The organism is Pseudonocardia sp. CA-142604, from assembly GCF_050948475.1.
In the GTDB taxonomy this organism is placed as follows: Bacteria; Actinomycetota; Actinomycetes; order Mycobacteriales; family Pseudonocardiaceae; genus Pseudonocardia; species Pseudonocardia alaniniphila.
In genome coordinates, this window is the sequence record NZ_CP192045.1 from 8,667,496 (window position 1) to 8,683,058 (window position 15,563).

At 72.1% G+C, this 15,563-nt stretch carries 20 protein-coding genes; 11 read left to right on the top strand and 9 right to left on the bottom strand.

Going from position 1 to position 15,563, the window contains the following annotated elements:
• Positions 1 to 39: 39 nt before the first annotated feature.
• Entirely contained in the window at positions 40 to 291 is a 252-nt protein-coding gene (locus ACQPZQ_RS39260; RefSeq protein WP_075950692.1) for a WhiB family transcriptional regulator, read from the top strand.
• A 165-nt stretch (positions 292 to 456) separates the two neighbouring features.
• Here ACQPZQ_RS39260 and ACQPZQ_RS39265 read toward each other — a convergent pair whose 3' ends face one another.
• Positions 457 to 1,950: a sensor histidine kinase gene (locus tag ACQPZQ_RS39265; protein WP_433289559.1), complete on the bottom strand. Its 1,494-nt coding sequence runs from the start codon at positions 1,948 to 1,950 to the stop codon at positions 457 to 459.
• Positions 1,951 to 2,074: 124 nt separating this feature from the next.
• On the opposite strand from ACQPZQ_RS39265, the gene ACQPZQ_RS39270 reads away from it, so the two are divergent.
• Complete coding sequence (locus ACQPZQ_RS39270; RefSeq protein ID WP_379659185.1) at positions 2,075 to 2,149, top strand: 50S ribosomal protein bL37; 75 nt, start codon at positions 2,075 to 2,077, stop codon at positions 2,147 to 2,149.
• 77 nt (positions 2,150 to 2,226) lie between these two features.
• Here ACQPZQ_RS39270 and rsrA read toward each other — a convergent pair whose 3' ends face one another.
• Together rsrA and ACQPZQ_RS39280 are read right to left on the bottom strand one after the other, a co-directional pair.
• Positions 2,227 to 2,571 (bottom strand): mycothiol system anti-sigma-R factor, encoded by a 345-nt coding sequence (rsrA, locus tag ACQPZQ_RS39275; RefSeq protein WP_433289561.1) that lies wholly within the window; start codon positions 2,569 to 2,571, stop codon positions 2,227 to 2,229.
• Positions 2,568 to 3,380, bottom strand: coding sequence for a sigma-70 family RNA polymerase sigma factor (locus ACQPZQ_RS39280; protein ID WP_433299593.1), 813 nt, complete (start codon positions 3,378 to 3,380; stop codon positions 2,568 to 2,570). Before ACQPZQ_RS39280 ends, rsrA begins: the two co-directional genes overlap by 4 nt.
• A gap of 70 nt (positions 3,381 to 3,450) precedes the next feature.
• Between ACQPZQ_RS39280 and ybaK the strand changes: the two genes are divergently transcribed.
• Positions 3,451 to 3,927, top strand: a complete 477-nt coding sequence (gene ybaK / locus ACQPZQ_RS39285; RefSeq protein ID WP_241039633.1) for a Cys-tRNA(Pro) deacylase — start codon at positions 3,451 to 3,453, stop codon at positions 3,925 to 3,927.
• Here the strand turns inward: ybaK and ACQPZQ_RS39290 are convergent, their stop codons facing one another.
• From ACQPZQ_RS39290 to ACQPZQ_RS39300, 3 genes are all read right to left on the bottom strand, one after another.
• Entirely contained in the window at positions 3,928 to 4,581 is a 654-nt protein-coding gene (locus ACQPZQ_RS39290; protein WP_433289563.1) for an alpha/beta hydrolase family protein, read from the bottom strand.
• Complete coding sequence (locus tag ACQPZQ_RS39295) at positions 4,578 to 5,372, bottom strand: SOS response-associated peptidase (protein WP_433289565.1); 795 nt, start codon at positions 5,370 to 5,372, stop codon at positions 4,578 to 4,580. The genes ACQPZQ_RS39290 and ACQPZQ_RS39295 overlap by 4 nt, the downstream gene beginning before the upstream one ends.
• Positions 5,373 to 5,437: 65 nt before the next feature.
• Positions 5,438 to 6,349 (bottom strand): zinc-binding dehydrogenase, encoded by a 912-nt coding sequence (locus ACQPZQ_RS39300; protein ID WP_433289567.1) that lies wholly within the window; start codon positions 6,347 to 6,349, stop codon positions 5,438 to 5,440.
• A gap of 60 nt (positions 6,350 to 6,409) precedes the next feature.
• Between ACQPZQ_RS39300 and ACQPZQ_RS39305 the strand changes: the two genes are divergently transcribed.
• From ACQPZQ_RS39305 to ACQPZQ_RS39320, 4 genes are read left to right on the top strand one after another with little or no spacing between them, the layout of a single operon-like run.
• Entirely contained in the window at positions 6,410 to 7,306 is an 897-nt protein-coding gene (locus tag ACQPZQ_RS39305) for a LysR family transcriptional regulator (protein WP_433289569.1), read from the top strand.
• A 36-nt stretch (positions 7,307 to 7,342) separates the two neighbouring features.
• On the top strand, positions 7,343 to 8,641 hold the full coding sequence (gene aroA / locus ACQPZQ_RS39310) for a 3-phosphoshikimate 1-carboxyvinyltransferase (protein ID WP_433289571.1): 1,299 nt from the start codon (positions 7,343 to 7,345) through the stop codon (positions 8,639 to 8,641).
• A gap of 27 nt (positions 8,642 to 8,668) precedes the next feature.
• A complete protein-coding gene (rsgA, locus tag ACQPZQ_RS39315; RefSeq protein WP_433289573.1) occupies positions 8,669 to 9,667 on the top strand; it encodes a ribosome small subunit-dependent GTPase A in 999 nt (332 codons plus the stop codon).
• Between the two features lie 21 nt (positions 9,668 to 9,688).
• The gene (locus ACQPZQ_RS39320; protein ID WP_433289574.1) at positions 9,689 to 10,120 is read left to right on the top strand and encodes a DUF1707 SHOCT-like domain-containing protein; all 432 of its coding nucleotides are present in this window, start codon (positions 9,689 to 9,691) and stop codon (positions 10,118 to 10,120) included.
• Between the two features lie 93 nt (positions 10,121 to 10,213).
• On the opposite strand, the gene ACQPZQ_RS39325 is transcribed toward ACQPZQ_RS39320, so the two are convergent.
• Positions 10,214 to 10,720 carry a DUF6912 family protein gene (locus ACQPZQ_RS39325; protein ID WP_241039797.1) on the bottom strand — a complete coding sequence of 169 codons (507 nt, stop codon included), beginning with the start codon at positions 10,718 to 10,720 and terminating at the stop codon, positions 10,214 to 10,216.
• Between the two features lie 5 nt (positions 10,721 to 10,725).
• Positions 10,726 to 12,216, bottom strand: coding sequence for a WS/DGAT/MGAT family O-acyltransferase (locus ACQPZQ_RS39330; RefSeq protein ID WP_433289576.1), 1,491 nt, complete (start codon positions 12,214 to 12,216; stop codon positions 10,726 to 10,728).
• 31 nt (positions 12,217 to 12,247) lie between these two features.
• Here ACQPZQ_RS39330 and ACQPZQ_RS39335 point away from each other — a divergent pair, with 31 nt between their 5' ends.
• From ACQPZQ_RS39335 to ACQPZQ_RS39350, 4 genes are read left to right on the top strand one after another with little or no spacing between them, the layout of a single operon-like run.
• Positions 12,248 to 13,042 (top strand): TrmH family RNA methyltransferase, encoded by a 795-nt coding sequence (locus tag ACQPZQ_RS39335; protein ID WP_433289578.1) that lies wholly within the window; start codon positions 12,248 to 12,250, stop codon positions 13,040 to 13,042.
• A 35-nt stretch (positions 13,043 to 13,077) separates the two neighbouring features.
• On the top strand, positions 13,078 to 14,298 hold the full coding sequence (locus ACQPZQ_RS39340) for an alpha-hydroxy acid oxidase (protein WP_433289580.1): 1,221 nt from the start codon (positions 13,078 to 13,080) through the stop codon (positions 14,296 to 14,298).
• A gap of 42 nt (positions 14,299 to 14,340) precedes the next feature.
• Positions 14,341 to 14,592, top strand: coding sequence for an antitoxin (locus tag ACQPZQ_RS39345; RefSeq protein ID WP_433289582.1), 252 nt, complete (start codon positions 14,341 to 14,343; stop codon positions 14,590 to 14,592).
• Positions 14,593 to 14,642: 50 nt separating this feature from the next.
• A complete protein-coding gene (locus ACQPZQ_RS39350; RefSeq protein WP_433289584.1) occupies positions 14,643 to 14,810 on the top strand; it encodes a hypothetical protein in 168 nt (55 codons plus the stop codon).
• A gap of 10 nt (positions 14,811 to 14,820) precedes the next feature.
• On the opposite strand, the gene ACQPZQ_RS39355 is transcribed toward ACQPZQ_RS39350, so the two are convergent.
• On the bottom strand, positions 14,821 to 15,201 hold the full coding sequence (locus tag ACQPZQ_RS39355) for an HAD-IA family hydrolase (RefSeq protein ID WP_433289586.1): 381 nt from the start codon (positions 15,199 to 15,201) through the stop codon (positions 14,821 to 14,823).
• Positions 15,202 to 15,563 lie beyond the last annotated feature (362 nt).

Sequence of the window (15,563 nt, forward strand, 5' to 3'; positions counted from 1 at the left end):
CGCGACCCCGATCGCGCAAGTACAAGGAGCCGAGAGACCATGGATTGGCGTCACCGCGCTATCTGCCGCGACGAGGACCCCGAGCTGTTCTTCCCCGTGGGGACGAGCGGGCCTGCGTTGCTGCAGATCGCCGAGGCCAAGACCGTCTGCCGGCGCTGCCCGGTCGTCACCGAGTGCCTTACGTGGGCGCTGGAGAGCGGCCAGGACGCAGGCGTCTGGGGCGGCATGAGCGAGGACGAGCGGCGCGCCCTGAAGCGCCGCAACGCGCGTACGCGCGCACGCACCGCCTGATACACCGCAATACGCAAACCTCCCCCACCGCGGGCCCGAGGCCGGACTGCACCCGGCTCCGGGCCCGCGGTCGTTTCACCGGGCGCACGCAAGAGCAGCTCCGGAGGGGGATCGACGGCCCGGGCGGCGACCGCACAACCGGAATCCTCGACCACGACCTGAAGGCTAACGCCCCCGCAACGAGAGCCTGATGACGGCCTCGGTTCCGCCCCCGGCACGGGGCCGAACCTGTAGCGCCGAGTCGAGTTCGGAGTCGAGCAGAGTCCGCACGATCTGCAGGCCAAGCCCCTTTGACGAGTCCGGGTCGAACCCCGGTGGAATGCCTCGGCCGTCGTCGGCCACCACCACGTCGAGCCCGCCGGCCGACCGATGGGCCGACACCACGACCTCCCCGGCCCGGCCGGGCTCGAAGGCGTGGGCCAGCGCGTTGTGGACGAGCTCGGTGAGCACCAGCACGAGGGGTGTGGCCAGCGCGGCGGGCAACGTGCCGAAGCTGCCGTCCCGCCGCACCTTGGCCCGGAACTCCGCGGTTGCGCCGTCACCGATGGCGGGCAGGACCTTGTCGACCAGCTCGTCGAGGTCCACCCGCTCGGCCACCGAGACCGAGAGCGACTCGTGTACCAGCGCGATGGAATTGACACGCCGAACACTTTCCACGAGCGCCCGGCGGGCCTCCGGAATCGCCGTGCGGCGGGCCTGCAGCCGCAGCAGCGCCGCCACTGTCTGGAGGTTGTTCTTCACCCGGTGGTGGATCTCGCGGATGGTGGCGTCCTTGCTGAGCAACGCCATGTCCCGGCGACGCAGGTCGGTGACGTCGCGCACGAGCACCAGAGCGCCCGCCGCGTCGCCCCGTGGGCGCAGCGGGAGTGCGCGCACGAGCATCACGGCGCCGCGGGCGTACACCTCCATCCGCAGCGAATGGCGCCCGTCGAGCGCCGCTCCGATGCGGGCGGCCACCTCGGCGGCGTCGAACGGGTCGTGCACGAGCTCCCGCGTGGCCTGGGTGAGCGACAGCCCGACGAGGTCGCTGGCGTGGCCCATGCGGTGGTAGGCCGAGAGCGCGTTGGGGCTCGCGTAGGCCACGAGGCCGTGCGCGTCGAGGCGGATCAGGCCGTCGCCCGCCCGCGGGCTCGTATCGGCGCCTGCGACGGCCGCTCGCGGCGGGAAGGTGCCGTCGGCGACCATCTGGCACAGATCCGAGGCGCTGCCCAGGTAAGCGATCTCCAGCGGGCTGGGCACCCGGGGCATGGCGAGGTTCGTGTCGCGGGACAGCACGGCGACCACCGAGCCTGCGTGCCGGACCGGAATGGTCTCGCGGCGCACGGGCACCTCCAGGTGCCAGCGCGGGTTCTCCTCCCGGCAGATCCGGCCCTCGACGACGGCCCGCCGCAGCTGCGGGTTGTCGGCGGACCGGACGCGCGCGGCGACCACGTCCTCGGGATGCGCGGTGGGCGCGGTGGTGGGCCGGGCCTGGGCCACGCAGAGGAACTCGCTCGGACCGAGGTGCTCTTCCTCACCGTTGAGCGGGACCCAGAGCAGGAAGTCGGCGAATGACATGTCTGCGAGCAGTTGCCATTCGGCGACCACGCGCTGCAGATGGTCGACGGCATCGCCGGCCAGCTGGGTGTGCTCCGCGAGCAGCTCGCTGAGGGTGGACAACTAGAGACCCCTCCCGGTCAGGGCGCCACGCCCCACGGACTTCGTTCCAGTCAAGCACGTGGAAGACTCGGGGGACCTTCGGTACGACGAACCGATCGCGAAGAACGAGTCAGGGGGAGGGAACATGTCGAAGCGCGCACGCAAGCGTCGCGACCGCAAGAAGAGCGCGGCCAGCCACGGCAAGCGGCCCAACACCTGATCCATCTGCAGGTGATCGTGCAGAAGGCGCCGGTGGCCACTGGCCCCGGCGCCTCCGCGCGCTACCGCCCTATTCGTTCAACCACGCTGTTCGATGCGGGTGGCACGCACCTCGACGGTGGTCGTGGTGGCGCCGTCCGGCCCCGCCTCCACGGTGATGTCCGCCTGCTCGAGCACCGCCACCCTGATCTGGCGTCGCAACCGGTTCTTCAGTTCGTCGGGGGCGTGCTCACCCCCGCATTTCGTGGCGAGCAGCTTCTTCAGCTTGTCGTCGATGCCGTACTCGGCAAGACACGGCCCGCATTCGTCCAGATGCTGCGCGAGCAACGCTCTGCGCGCCTGGTCGCACTCGTGGTCGAGGAACAGCCAGACCTCGGCGAGTACCTCGGAGCAGTCGGTGTCATGGTGGTTCCCGCAGCTCATTTGGAGACCTCCTCCGGCTGTCCCCGCAGGAACCCGCGGTCGCGGGCGGTGTCGGTGAGCATGTCGCGAAGCTGGCGCCTGCCCCGGTGCAACCGGGACATCACGGTACCGATCGGGGTGCCCATGATGTCAGCGATCTCCTTGTATGCGAAGCCCTCGACGTCGGCGAGGTACACCGCCATTCGGAAGTCGTCCGGCAACTGCTGCAGAGCCACCTTGACGTCGTTGTCGGGGAGCCGGTCCAGCGCTTCCATCTCGGCCGAGGGCAGGCCCTGGGACGTGTGCTCCCCGGCCTGCGCGATCTGCCAGTCGCTGATCTCGTCGGTGGCCGACTGCACGGGCTGGCGCTGCCGCTTGCGGTACCCGTTGATGTAGGTGTTGGTGAGGATCCGGTACAACCAGGCCTTGAGATTCGTTCCGGCCCTGAATGTCCGGAATGCGGAGTAGGCCTTGAGGTAGGTCTCCTGCACCAGATCCTCGGCGTCGGCCGGGTTACGCGTCATCCGTAGGGCGGCGCCGTAAAGCTGGTCGATCAGGGGCATTGCATCTCGCTCGAAGCGAGCAGCCCGCTCCTCGGCGGACTCCTCCTGCTCGTGCTCGACGTCTTGACCTGCGGTGATCTCCGCTTCGGCCGCCTGTTCGGTGCGTGGCACCCTGCTCCTCTCCCGCCGGGTCGCACGATCTGCGACCTCCAGGCCGGCCACCACTTGGCCGCCCTGCTGACGGATCGAGCTTACGCCGCCGAGCGCCACCTCGAAGGCCGGACGCACCCGGCCGTCGCGTCGCGGCGCGATTCTCGGCGCGTCCATCACTGCCTGATTCACCCCCTTGTCAACATCCGTCTCCGCCGCGCGATTCCCCTCTCGCTATCGTGCGGGGGTGGCAGGTAGGGGAACGCAGGCGACCGCGTTGCTCACGAAGCAGGCCGTCTCGCATCAGCTGCACAGCTACACCCACGGAAGCGGTCAGGCTTACGGGCCGGAGGCCGCGGAGATGCTGGGGCTGGACCCAGCGAGGGTGTTCAAGACTCTGGTCGCCGACGTGGACGGCGCGCTGACCGTCGGAATCGTCCCCGTGCTGACGACGCTCGATCTCAAGGCGCTCGCGGCCGCGGTGGGCGGCAAGAGGGCGAAGATGGCCGACGTCGCCCTCGCCGAGCGGGCCACCGGGTACGTGGCAGGCGGGATCTCCCCGCTGGGCCAGCGCAAGCGCCTGCCGACCGTGCTGGACTCGTCCGCGGAGGAGCTGGAGACGCTCTTCTGCAGCGCCGGGCGCCGCGGGCTGGAGGTGGAGCTCGCACCAGGCGACCTCGCGCGGCTCACCGGCGCTCGCTTCGCACCGATCGCGGCTTCCTAGCTACCCGGCCACCGGCACGGCACCGAACCGCTGCGCGAGCCAGCCCGCCACAGCCGCCCGCAGGCCGGGCATGTCGCTGCGCAGGCTGTGGTTGCCGCGCAGCATCACCACCTCGCGTCCGGGAGCAGGGTCGGGACGGCCGAACGGGTCGCTCTCTCCCTGCACCACCAGCACCGGGACGGTCGGCGCAGCCAGCTCGTGGAGCCGGTCCTTCTCCGGCTTTCCCGGCGGATGGACGGGAAAAGCGAGGCACAGCACACCGGCAGCAGCGCCTTCCGTGGCCGTACGGCACGCCACGCGGGCCCCGGAGCTACGGCCCCCGAACAGCAGCGGCAGCTGTGGATCGGAGCCGGCCCTGACCTGCTCCACCACGGCCAGCCAGGCCGTGTCGAGCTGGGCCGCGGGAGCGGGCGCCCGGCGTCCGGCAACACGGTAGGGCTGCTCCACCAGCACGACGTGCAGCCCGGCCGCGACGGCGACGCCCGCCGCGGCGACCAGGTCGGGCGCGCCCACCCCGCCACCCGCGCCGTGTCCGAGCAGCAGCACGCCCCGCGCCTCGCCGTCGGCGTCGTGGCGGGTGATCCGGGCCGGACCGTGGGGCGTGGCGATCTCGGCGATCGCGCCCGTTGGCCCGGCTCGTTCCGCAGCGGTCACTTCGGGTTCGGCCCGGCCAGCAGGTCGAGCTGCAGCGGCTCGCGGACGTCCTCGGCGGCGAGTGGGTCCAGCAGCTCCGGCCCGTTGTTGCGCACGCTGTTGACCCGCGGGGACACCGGGCGAAGTTCGAGTGCTGCCACGAGCTCCGGTGACGGCGGAGCGAGCAGGGCAGCCACCCTCTCGTCGTCGGCACCGGCGTCCGGGTCGAGCCAGGCGTCCCACGCCGACCGCGGGAGCACCAGTGGCATCCGGTCGTGCACCTGCGTGAGCGGGCCGACCGCGTCGGTGGTGAGGACCGCGGCCGTGACCAGCCCGTTCGGGTACTCGTTCTCGGGGTCGTCCTTCGGCTTCCAGTACTCCCAGAGCCCGGCCATCGCGAGCGAGCTCCCGTCGGAGTAGTGGGTGTAGTAGGGCTGCTTGTGCTCCGGCCCGCGCTGCCACTCGAACCAGCCGTCGGCCGGGATCAGGCAACGCCGCGAGTTGAGCGCCCGGCGGAACGCGGGCTTCGTGGCCGCCGACTCCGACCGCGCGTTGATCATGCGAGCGCCGGACTTCGGGTCCTTGGACCAGGACGGCACGAGCCCCCAGCGCAGCATGCGCAGCGTGCGCTCGGTGGTGTCGGGGTCGGGCGTGCCCTCCTCGTCACGCGGGTGCCGCTCCACCACCGTGATGATCTGCTTGGTGGGCGCCACGTTGTAGTCCACCTTCGCCGCTCCGTCGGTGGCGTCGACGGCACGGAACTCGTCGGCGAGGTCGGCGGGGGCCTTGATCGATGCGTAACGACCGCACATGTCCCCATCGTCCCACCGTTGCCCGCCGCGGGTCCGTACCGGCGTTCCACGGCCCACCGGCGCCGTCACGCGACCTCGAGAACCGCTTTGCCCGGCACCTCCCTGTCGAGCAGCGCCCGGGCCGCGTCGGCCGCGTCCAGCCAGGAGCCGCGCCAACCGATCTGCGGGTCCAGCCGCCCGCGCCGGACGAGGTCGAGCAGCACCTGCAGGTCCACACCGACCCCGGAGCCGATGACGAACGGCTCCAGCCGCCTGCCACCGCTTCGCCTGCGCTCCTGCTCGAAATCGATCGTGGTGGGCCGGCGGGACGCCTGCCCGATGCTCAGGGCGAGACCGCTCTCGGCGAGCAGCGCGAAGGCCTCCGCGAGCAGCGGTCCGCCGACGGTGTCCAGCACGCTGTGCACCGAACCTGCCACCTCGTCGAGCCCGACGACCACGTCCCGAGCCCCGAGCCCAGCCAGCCCTGCCCCGCGTTCCCGGCTCCCGACGGCGGCGACGACGTCCGACCCGGCCAAGGCAGCCAACTGCACGGCGTAGCGACCGACACCGCCTGAGGCTCCGGTCACCAGTACCCGTCGGCCGAGCACCGAGCCCAGCCGGCGCACGGCCCGCAGCGCGGTGACCCCGGCTCCGGGCAGTGCGGCCGCGACGGCAAGGTCCACGCCGTCCGGGAGAACGGCGACATCCGCGGTGTCGACCGCGAGGCGCTGCGCCCACGCCCCCTGGCCGAACGCGACCACACGCGCTCCCGCGGCGGGTCCGGACCCGTCGCCCGCGGGCGCCACCACCACCCCTGCCGCGTCCACACCGGGTACCGCACCCACCGCGAGACGCTCGTCGCGGTAGGCCGCATCGAGGAAATTCAGCGAGGTGGCCCGCACCTCCATCAGCACCTGGCCCGGACCGGGAACGGGGTCGGGAACGTCGGCGTGCCGCAGACCGGCAGTGGCGGTCGGGTCGTGGACGAGTGCCTTCACGGACTCAGCGTCGGTCGTAGCGATCTGGCAGTCCAAGACCCGCTGCCATAACCTCTGGTTGTGGACGTCCACCTGCGGGACCTCCGCTACTTCGTCGCGGTCGCCGAGGAGCTCGGCTTCACGCGGGCGGCCGCGCGGTTGTTCGTCTCCCAGCCGGCGCTGAGCAAGCAGATCCGGCAGCTGGAGGGCAGCCTCCGGGCCGAGCTGTTCGTCCGCGGCCACCGCGGTGTCACGCTCACGGCGGCGGGTGAGGCGCTTCTCCCTGCTGCCCGCCGGATGCTCGCGGAGTGGGACACCACGCTCGCGGAGGTGCGGTCCGCAGCCGCGACGGAGCGGCGCACCCTGGCGGTCGGCTTCCACACCCGCATGGCGCGCGGGCTCGTCCCCGCGATCACAGCCAGCCTGCACGAACGGATCCCGGGCTGGCGCCTGCTCTTCCGCCAGGTCGGCTGGGACGACCCGGCGGTCGGGCTGGCCGGCGGCGGTGTCGACGTCGCCGTCGCGTGGCTGCCGGTGCCGTCCGGAGCAGGCCTGTCGACCCGCACGATCGCCACGGAGGACCGTTGGGTGGCGCTTCCTGTCGGGCACCGCCTCGCCGGCCGTCCCGCAGTGCGGTTCGCCGACCTGCACGACGAACCCTTCGTGGCGCTGCCGGCGTCGGCCGGCCCGATGCGCGACTTCTGGCTCGCCACCGACCAGCGCACGACCCCGCCGCGCATCGCCGCGGAGGCGACCACCGCGGACGAGTCGTTCGAGGCCGTCGCGGCCGGCGTCGGAGTGGTGCTGCTCGCGGCGGGCAACGCGGAGATCTATCGGCGCGACGACGTCGTGCACCGCCCGGTCGTCGACCTTCCGCCGAGCGAGCTGGCGGTCATCTGGCGTACCGGCGACCGGCGCTCGGCGGTACGCGCTGTCGTCGACACCTGCTTCCGATGCGCCACGACGGCGGCCTCCTGACCGGCGCCGTGGGCGGGATGCGGAATCATTGCGGGGGTGACCAGCCCATGGCCCGCACCGCTCGCCCACGGGCCCGTCCGCGGCCGGGTGGCCGCGCCCGGGTCCAAGTCCGTGACCAACCGCGCGTTGCTGCTCGCCGCCCTCTCCGGCGGTGCCGCCGTCGTGACGGGCGCGCCCGCCACTCGCGACACGGCATTGATGGTCGGCGCCCTGCGCGCGCTCGGCGTCCCGATCGAGGTCGACGGCGAGCGGGTCACGTTCTCCCCCCACGACGGACTGCGCGGCGGTGGCACGGTGGACTGCGGGCTCGCCGGCACCGTGATGCGGTTCGTGCCCCCCGCGGCGGCGCTGGCCGACGGCCCGGTCGCGTTCGACGGCGACCCACAGGCCCGTAAGCGGCCGATGGCCACGGTGCTCGACGCGCTGCGGGCGCTGGGGGCGCGGGTGGACGGGGACCGGCTGCCGTTCACCGTGCACGGCACCGGTGGACTGCCCGGCGGCGATGTGGTGATCGACGCCTCGGCGTCGTCCCAGTTCGTGTCCGGGCTCCTGCTGTCCGGCGCCCGCTACGACAAGGGCGTCACCGTGCACCACAGCGGGAAGCCCGTGCCGTCGCTGCCGCACATCGAGATGACCGTCGACATGCTGCGCGCGGCCGGCGTCGAGGTCGACGACAGCGCGGACGGAACGGGCCGCGGCGAGCCCGACACCTGGCGGGTCGCCCCCGGGCCGATCGCGGCCCGCGACTGGACGGTGGAGCCGGATCTGTCGAACGCCGCGGTGTTCCTCGCCGCCGCCGCCATCACCGGTGGCGAGGTGACCGTGCTGGGCTGGCCCACCGACTCCACCCAGCCCGGCGCCGAGATCCTCTCCGTGCTCACCCAGGCCGGTTGCACCGTCGAACCAGGTCCGGACGGGATGACGGTGCGCGGGCCGGACGCCCTGGCAGGCGTCGACGTCGACCTGCACGACGCCAGCGAACTGACGCCCACGGTCGCCGCCGTCGCCGCGCTGGCCACGGGACCGTCCTGGATCCGCGGGGTCGCCCACATCCGCGGGCACGAGACCGACCGGCTGGCGGCACTCGCCACCGAGATCAACGCCCTCGGTGGAGACGTCACCGAGATGCCGGACGGGCTCGAGATCCGCCCGGCGCCGCTGACCGCCCCCACCGACCGGCCGTGGGGCGCCTACGCCGACCACCGGATGGCCACGGCAGGCGCGCTCATCGGGCTCGTCGTTCCCGGCGTCACGATCGACGACGTGGCCTGCACCGACAAGACCATCCCCGACTTCCCCGCCCGCTGGGCCGCCCTCGTCGAGGCGGTCCGGTGACCGGGATGACGTCGGCGCCGCGCTGAGGTGAAGCGCCGCGAGTACGACGAGTCCGACGTCCGGGTCCGACCCGGGCGCCGGGGGTCACGGCCGCGCACCAAGCGCCGCCCCGAGCACGCCGACGCCGCTGAGGCGATGGTCACCACCGTGGACCGGGGCCGCTGGACGTGCGTCCCCGGCGCCGACAGCACGCGGCCTGCGGTCACCGCGATGCGGGCCCGCGAGCTCGGCCGCACTCCGATCGTCGTGGGCGACAGGGTCGGGCTCGTCGGGGACCTGTCCGGTGCCCCCGACACGATCGCCCGCATCGTGCGCGTCGAGGAGCGCCGCACCCTGCTGCGCCGCACCGCTGACGACACCGACCCTTTCGAGCGGGTCATCGTGGCCAACGCCGAGCAGCTCGTCATCGTCACCGCGGTGGCCGACCCGGAGCCCCGCACCGGCTTCGTGGACCGCTGCCTGGTGGCCGCCTATGCAGGCGGCCTGGCCCCCATCCTGTGCCTGACGAAGGCGGACCTCGGCGACCCCGAGCCCTTCGCCGCGCAGTACCGCGACCTCGACCTACCCGTGATCGTCACGCGTCGCGAGCAGGAGCCTGCCGAGCTCGCCGCGGTGCTCGCGGGCCGGGTGTCGGCACTGGTCGGACATTCGGGCGTGGGCAAGTCGACGCTGGTCAACGCCGTGATTCCGGACGCCGCACGGGCGGTCGGCCTCGTGTCGGCCGTCGGGAAGGGGCGCCACACCACCGTCGCCGCACTCGCCCTGCCGCTGCCCGAAGAGCGCGGCGGAGGCTGGGTGGTCGACACGCCCGGCGTCCGGTCCTTCGGTCTCGCCCACGTCACGCCCGACGACGTCCTGGCCGCTTTCGACGACCTCGCCGCGGCGATCGAGGACTGCCCACGCGGCTGCGGTCACCTCGGGCCGCCCGCTGATCCGGAGTGCGCGCTGGATGCCCTGGCGGAGAAGGGACTGCTGCAGCCCGGCAGGCTCGCCGCGCTGCGCCGGGTACTGGTAGCACTGAGATGACGGGTTTGGCACGCTCTGCGCATGACGTCCGGGGAAGAATCCTCGCCCCTGCGGATCGGCACTGCTGAACGCACCGCGGCTATGAAGGCACTCGACGAGCACCTGTCGGCAGGCAGGCTCGGAGTCGAGGAGTACGGCGAGCGCACGGCCAAGGCGGCCAACGCCGTCGTCGCCTCCGAGATCGCCGAGCTGTTCACCGACCTGCCGGAGCCACACCCACAGCTCCCCGGTAAGGCTCCGTTGACCGCGCCGCTCCCCGTGGCCCCCGCCGCCGGAGAGGTGGCCCCGAAGAAGGACGGCTACCTGCTGCTCACGATCACTCCGGTCGTGGCGCTGTTGCTGTTCTTCATCACCAAGCAGTGGTACTTCTTCCTGCTCATTCCCCTGATGGGCGCGCTGGTCTACGGCGGCGGAGTCGGCAAGGGCAACGGCAGGCGTCGCGACCGCCGCTGACGAGCGGCCGGTCGCCACGGCGTCCGGAGCGTCGGGGACGAGGCCGTCGGACCGAGCCGTCGGACCGAGCCCTCAGAGCGAGCCCGCCGGGCGTCAGCCCAGCTCCACCAGGAACGCCACCTCGGACGGGTCGTACCAGGCCAGCTCGTGGTCCTCCGCCTCACCGACGAGGAACTCCGCGTCGAGGTCGCCCATGTCGGCGGCGTCGACGGCACCGGCGGCCTGGCGCACCGCGTACTCCGCCTCGTCGTTGTCGACGTGGACGGCGGCGATGGTCTCGAACGGCACCGTGCCCGCGATTCGGACGGCGCCGTCGTCCAGGTCGGGTCGCAGGGTGACATCGTCGAGGTCGGCGGCGATGACCACACGCCGGGCCGGCGTGGTGTCCTCACCCACCCCGAGCTCCACGGCGAGCAGCCGCAGTGACGCCCGGGCGGCCTCGGTGAGCGCGGCGTACTCGAGCTCTTCGTCGTCGCCGCTGGTGTAGGACTCGCGCAACCGCGGGGTGAGGGCGAACGCGGTGCCGCCGATCGGGTCCACGGTGCCGTTCTTGACCAGCGTCCGCAGCATCGGCCAGGTGGCCGGCACGTAGATGCGCATCTCGCTCACGACCCCACGGTCGACAGGAGCTCGTCGAGCGCTTCGTCGACCAGGCCGGCGAGCACGTCGACATCGGACATCGCGTCGCGGTCGCCGTTGAAGCCGTAGAAGACGCCGCCGTCGTACGAGGTGAGCCCGATCGAGAGCGCCTGGCCCTTGGCCAGCGGCACCACCGGGAACATCTCGAGCATCCGGGCACCTGCGGCGTACAGCGGGAACTGTGGTCCCGGCACGTTCGTCACCACCAAGTTGAAGATCCGCTTCGAGAACCCGCTCGCGGCGCGCGCCCCCAGGGCGTGCAGCGTAGGCGGGGCGAAACCACCGATCCGGACCAGGGTGTCGGCACCGACAGACTGCCCCGTGGACGTGTGTTCACGCATCGCGTGGGTCACATGGTGTAGTCGCACCACCGGGCTCTGCTCGCCGACCGGCAGATCCACGATGAACGACGACACGCGGTTGCCGAGTGAGCCGGCCGTGGCCGAGCTGGGGACATCGGCCTCGCCCCGCACCGACAGCGGCACCATCGCCCGCAGCGTCGACGACGGGCTGACCGGCTCACCGCGCGAGAGCAGCCAGTTGCGCAGCGCGCCCGAGACCACGCTGAGCACCACGTCGTTGACGGTGCACCCGTGCGCGGCCCGCACCTTCCGGTACGACTCGAGCCGAGTACGTGCCACCGCGAACCGACGCTGGGTGGAGATCGGGACGTTGAGCGGGGTGCCCGGGGCCCGCCTGCTCGCGGCCCGCGCCATCGAGAACAGGCTGCCGGCCGTGCCGGCGATCTTGCCGACGGTGGCCAACGCATCGCCGGCCGCAACGCGGACGTTGTCGACGATCTCGGCCGGGCGCGCCACTGCCTCGGCCACCGCCCCGAGGATCAGCTGGGTGTCGCTCGGCTCCGGCCGCGGCATCCAGAACTCCTCCACCATGGCGCGTCCGCGCCTGCCCCGCCCCGGAAGCGGCGCGTCGCCTGCCTCCCCGTCGAGCGGTGCCGTGCTCGGAGTGGCCGACACGTCCAGGATGACCTGGCCGATGTCGAACGCGCTCACGCCGTCGACCATCGCCTGGTGAGTCTTGGTGAGCACGGCCGTGCGTCCCCTGGCCAGCCCCTCCACCAGGTACATCTCCCAGAGCGGGCGCGTGTGGTCGAGCGGGCGCGACATCAGCCGCGCGACGAGTTCGGTGAGCTGCTCGTCCGAGCCGGGTTTCGGCAGCGCGGATCGACGAACGTGATAGGCGATGTCGAAGTCCGGGTCGTCGACCCACACGGGCCGGGCGAGGTTGCCCGGCACGTAGCGAACCTTCTGCCGGTAGCGCGGTACCAGCGCGATCCGCTGCTCGATCAGCTCGACGAGCCGCTCGTAGTCGAACCCCCCGGACGGGCCGGGCGGCCTCGGCCGCCGGAAGATCGACACCCCGCCCACGTGCATGGGCGTCGTCGGCTGCTCCAGGTACAGGAACGAGGCGTCGAGCGCGGAGAGCCGGGGCGGCATGGACCAGATCCTAGGTGGCACCCTGACACCCGTGCGGAGCAGCAGCGGAGCGCAGGGTTTCACGGGGGAGCCGGGAGCCCGTTCTCCAAAGGACACCTTCATCACCGTTTACGGACGCAAGCCGGTGCTGGAGGCCCTGACCGACGCGCAACTGCGGGTGGACAAGGTCATCCTGGCCGAGGGACAGCGGGGCGAGCCGGTGCGGGCGATCACCAGTGCCGCACGCCAACGCGGGGTGCCGGTGCAGTGGGCGTCGGCGCACCGGGTGAAGGTGCTGGCCGGCAACGGACGCCACGACCAGGGCGTACTCGCCGACGTCGTCGCACCACGGATGGCGCCGGTCGGCGAGTTCGCGGCTGCGCTCGCTCCCGGCGCCCCCGCGTCGGTGCTCGTACTCGACCGGCTCACCAACCCGGCCAACGTCGGGATGATCCTGCGCAGCGCCACCGCCGCCGGGCTCGACGGGGTGCTGCTCCCCCGCCGCGGCGTACCGGCGATCGACCCGCTGGTCGTGAAGGCCTCTGCAGGCGTCGCGTTCCGTGCGCCCGTCCTGCGGTCGGGCACTGTCGAGGAGGGATGCACCGAGCTGGCCGCGGCCGGGTTCGCCGTGTACGGGCTCGACGCAGGGGGTTCATCGTTGCTCGATGCCGAGCTCCCCGGGCGCGTCGCGCTCGTGCTGGGCAACGAGACCGACGGGCTCTCGTCATCGGTGCGGGCGATGCTCGACGGCCTGCTGGCGATCCCCATGCACGGTGGCGTCGAGTCGCTGGGCGTGGCGAGCGCCGGGGCGGTCGCGGCGTTCGAGCTGGCACGACGCGTTCGGTGAGCGCTTCGGCGCCGGAAGAGATCTAGTCTGTCCGGATGGTCCAGCGCAGGCTTCCTCGTCCCTCCGAGCTCCGCCCGCTGCTGCGGCCGGCACCGTTCGTGCGCGACTCCGCGCAGCGACGGCTGATGCGCGCCGCGAGCATCGCCGACCTGCGGGAGATCGCGCGCCGCCGCACCCCCCGGGCCGTGTTCGACTACACGGACGGTGCAGCCGACGGGGAGCACTCGTTGCTCCGCGCCCGCCAGGCCTACGCCCGCGTCGAGTTCAGCCCCACCGTGCTGCGCGACGTGTCGTCCGTGGACACCGGGCGCGACATCCTGGGGAAGCGCTCCGCGCTGCCGTTCGCCTTCGCTCCCACCGGCTTCACGCGGATGATGAACCACGAGGGCGAGCGTGCCGTCGCGTCGGTGGCCCAGGAGGTGGGCATCCCGTACGCACTCTCGACGCTGGGCACCACCACGATCGAGGAGGTGGCAGCCGCCGCTCCCGGTGCGCGCAAGTGGTTCCAGCTCTACCTGTGGCGTGACCGCGCTCCCGCCAAGGAGCTCGTGCAGCGCGCCACGGATGCGGGCTACGACACCCTGCTGCTCACAGTCGACACCCCGGTCGGCGGGGCCCGGCTCCGCGACGTCCACAACGGGCTCACCATCCCGCCCGCCCTGTCGCTGCGGACGTTCGTCGACGGCGCGCGGCACCCGCACTGGTGGTTCAACCTGCTCACCACCGAGCCGCTGAAGTTCGCGAGCCTCACGTCCACCGAGGGCACTCCCGCCGACCTGATCGCACGCGTCTTCGACCCGGCGCTCACGATCGCCGACGTCGAGTGGCTGCGTGGCACCTGGCCGGGAAAGCTCGTGGTCAAAGGCGTCCAGAGCGTCGAGGACGCCCGCCGTGTGGTCGACGCAGGCGCCGACGCCGTACTCCTGTCCAACCACGGCGGCCGTCAGCTCGACCGCGCACCGGTGCCACTGGAGCTGGTCGAGCCCACCGTCCAGGCCGTCGGGGACCGCGCCGAGGTGCTCGTCGACACCGGGATCACCCACGGCGCCGACGTGCTGGCCGCGATCGCGCTCGGCGCCCGGGCCGCCCTCGTCGGGCGCGCCTACCTGTACGGGCTGATGGCCGGTGGCCGCCTCGGTGTGGAGAAGGCCGTGGCGATCCTGACCGGCGAGATCGTCCGCACGCTGCAGCTCATCGGCGTCAACAGCGTCGACGAACTGCGGCGCGAACACGTCCGCCTTCGCCCGAATGCATGAACCCACGCTGCGGAGATGGCGCCGCAGGGCCATCGTGCACGAATGGGACTCATGGAGAAAATTCGCGAGCTGCTGCATCAGCATGACGACAAGGTCGACCAGGGGATCGAGAAGGCCGGAGAGATGGCCAAGACCAAGGTGGAGGGCCACGACCAGCAGATCGACCAGGCTGTCGACAAGCTGCAGCAGATGACGGGCGACGGCGACACGACCGAGCCCAAGCCGCCCGGCGAATCACCGCCTGGATCTCCGCCGCAGGGAGCCGGCGGCCAGGAGCCACCGCCCCCACGGTAGGCCTACCTCGCCCTCGTTTGGTCCGGTCCGAATCGGAGTACTCGTTCGACATGCCGGACGACGAGCGTGACGACCAACCCACCCCAGGCGGCGACGGCTTCCTGGCTGACCTGTTGCGGCAGTCGACGATCACAGGAACCGAAAAAGACGACCCGGCCGAGCCGCCGGATTCGAACGGCACCACCGAGCAGGACGAACCCGACGCCGACGAGGCGTGACCGTCACCGCTCAGGTGGGCGGCAGCTCCAACAGGATCTCGACCTCGGCGGTGGTGGCAGCGGCGTCCCGATGGTGGACGACGACCGCGCCCGCCTCACGCGCGCCTCGCAGGTTGCGCACCTGATCGTCCACCACGAGGCACTGGGCGGCGGAGAGCCCGAGCATCTCCGCGACCCGGCGGTACACCTCAGGATCGGGCTTCCGCACGCCGAGCGAAGGCCCCAGCACCACGGCGTCGAACTGCGCTGCGCACTCGTCGGGCACGGCGTGTGCGTCGGAGACCAGGGCGGTGGCCACTCCCGCTGCCCGGGCCCGCCCGACCAACTCGACCACGGCCGCCCCGTCGGTGAGCACTCCCTGGTAATCCATCAGCAAGCCACGCAGCGGCACCGCAGGCACATTACCGGTGATCGGTGACCAGGCCTTTGTCAGCAGGTACGGCGGCTGCGCCTTCCGCGGTTCATGATCGACGTTCGGGTGCCGGGAGGCGGGCCGGACACGGTTGCGCGTCCCGAACTGACGATCATGGAGGCCGGGTAGACAACCCTCGATTTGCCGCCGCCCGACCCCGCTGCTCATGACCGACAGTCCGGCCCCGCCAACCACGGTGCAGGTTCAGCCGGCGGCCGGTCCCCGCTGCCCGCCAAACCTTCATGATCGCCGTTTGAGGCCCGGCAACCGGGCTGAGCACGGCCACCGGTCCCGAAACGACGATCTTGGGAATCCGGCCCACACATGATCAACAGTTGTGA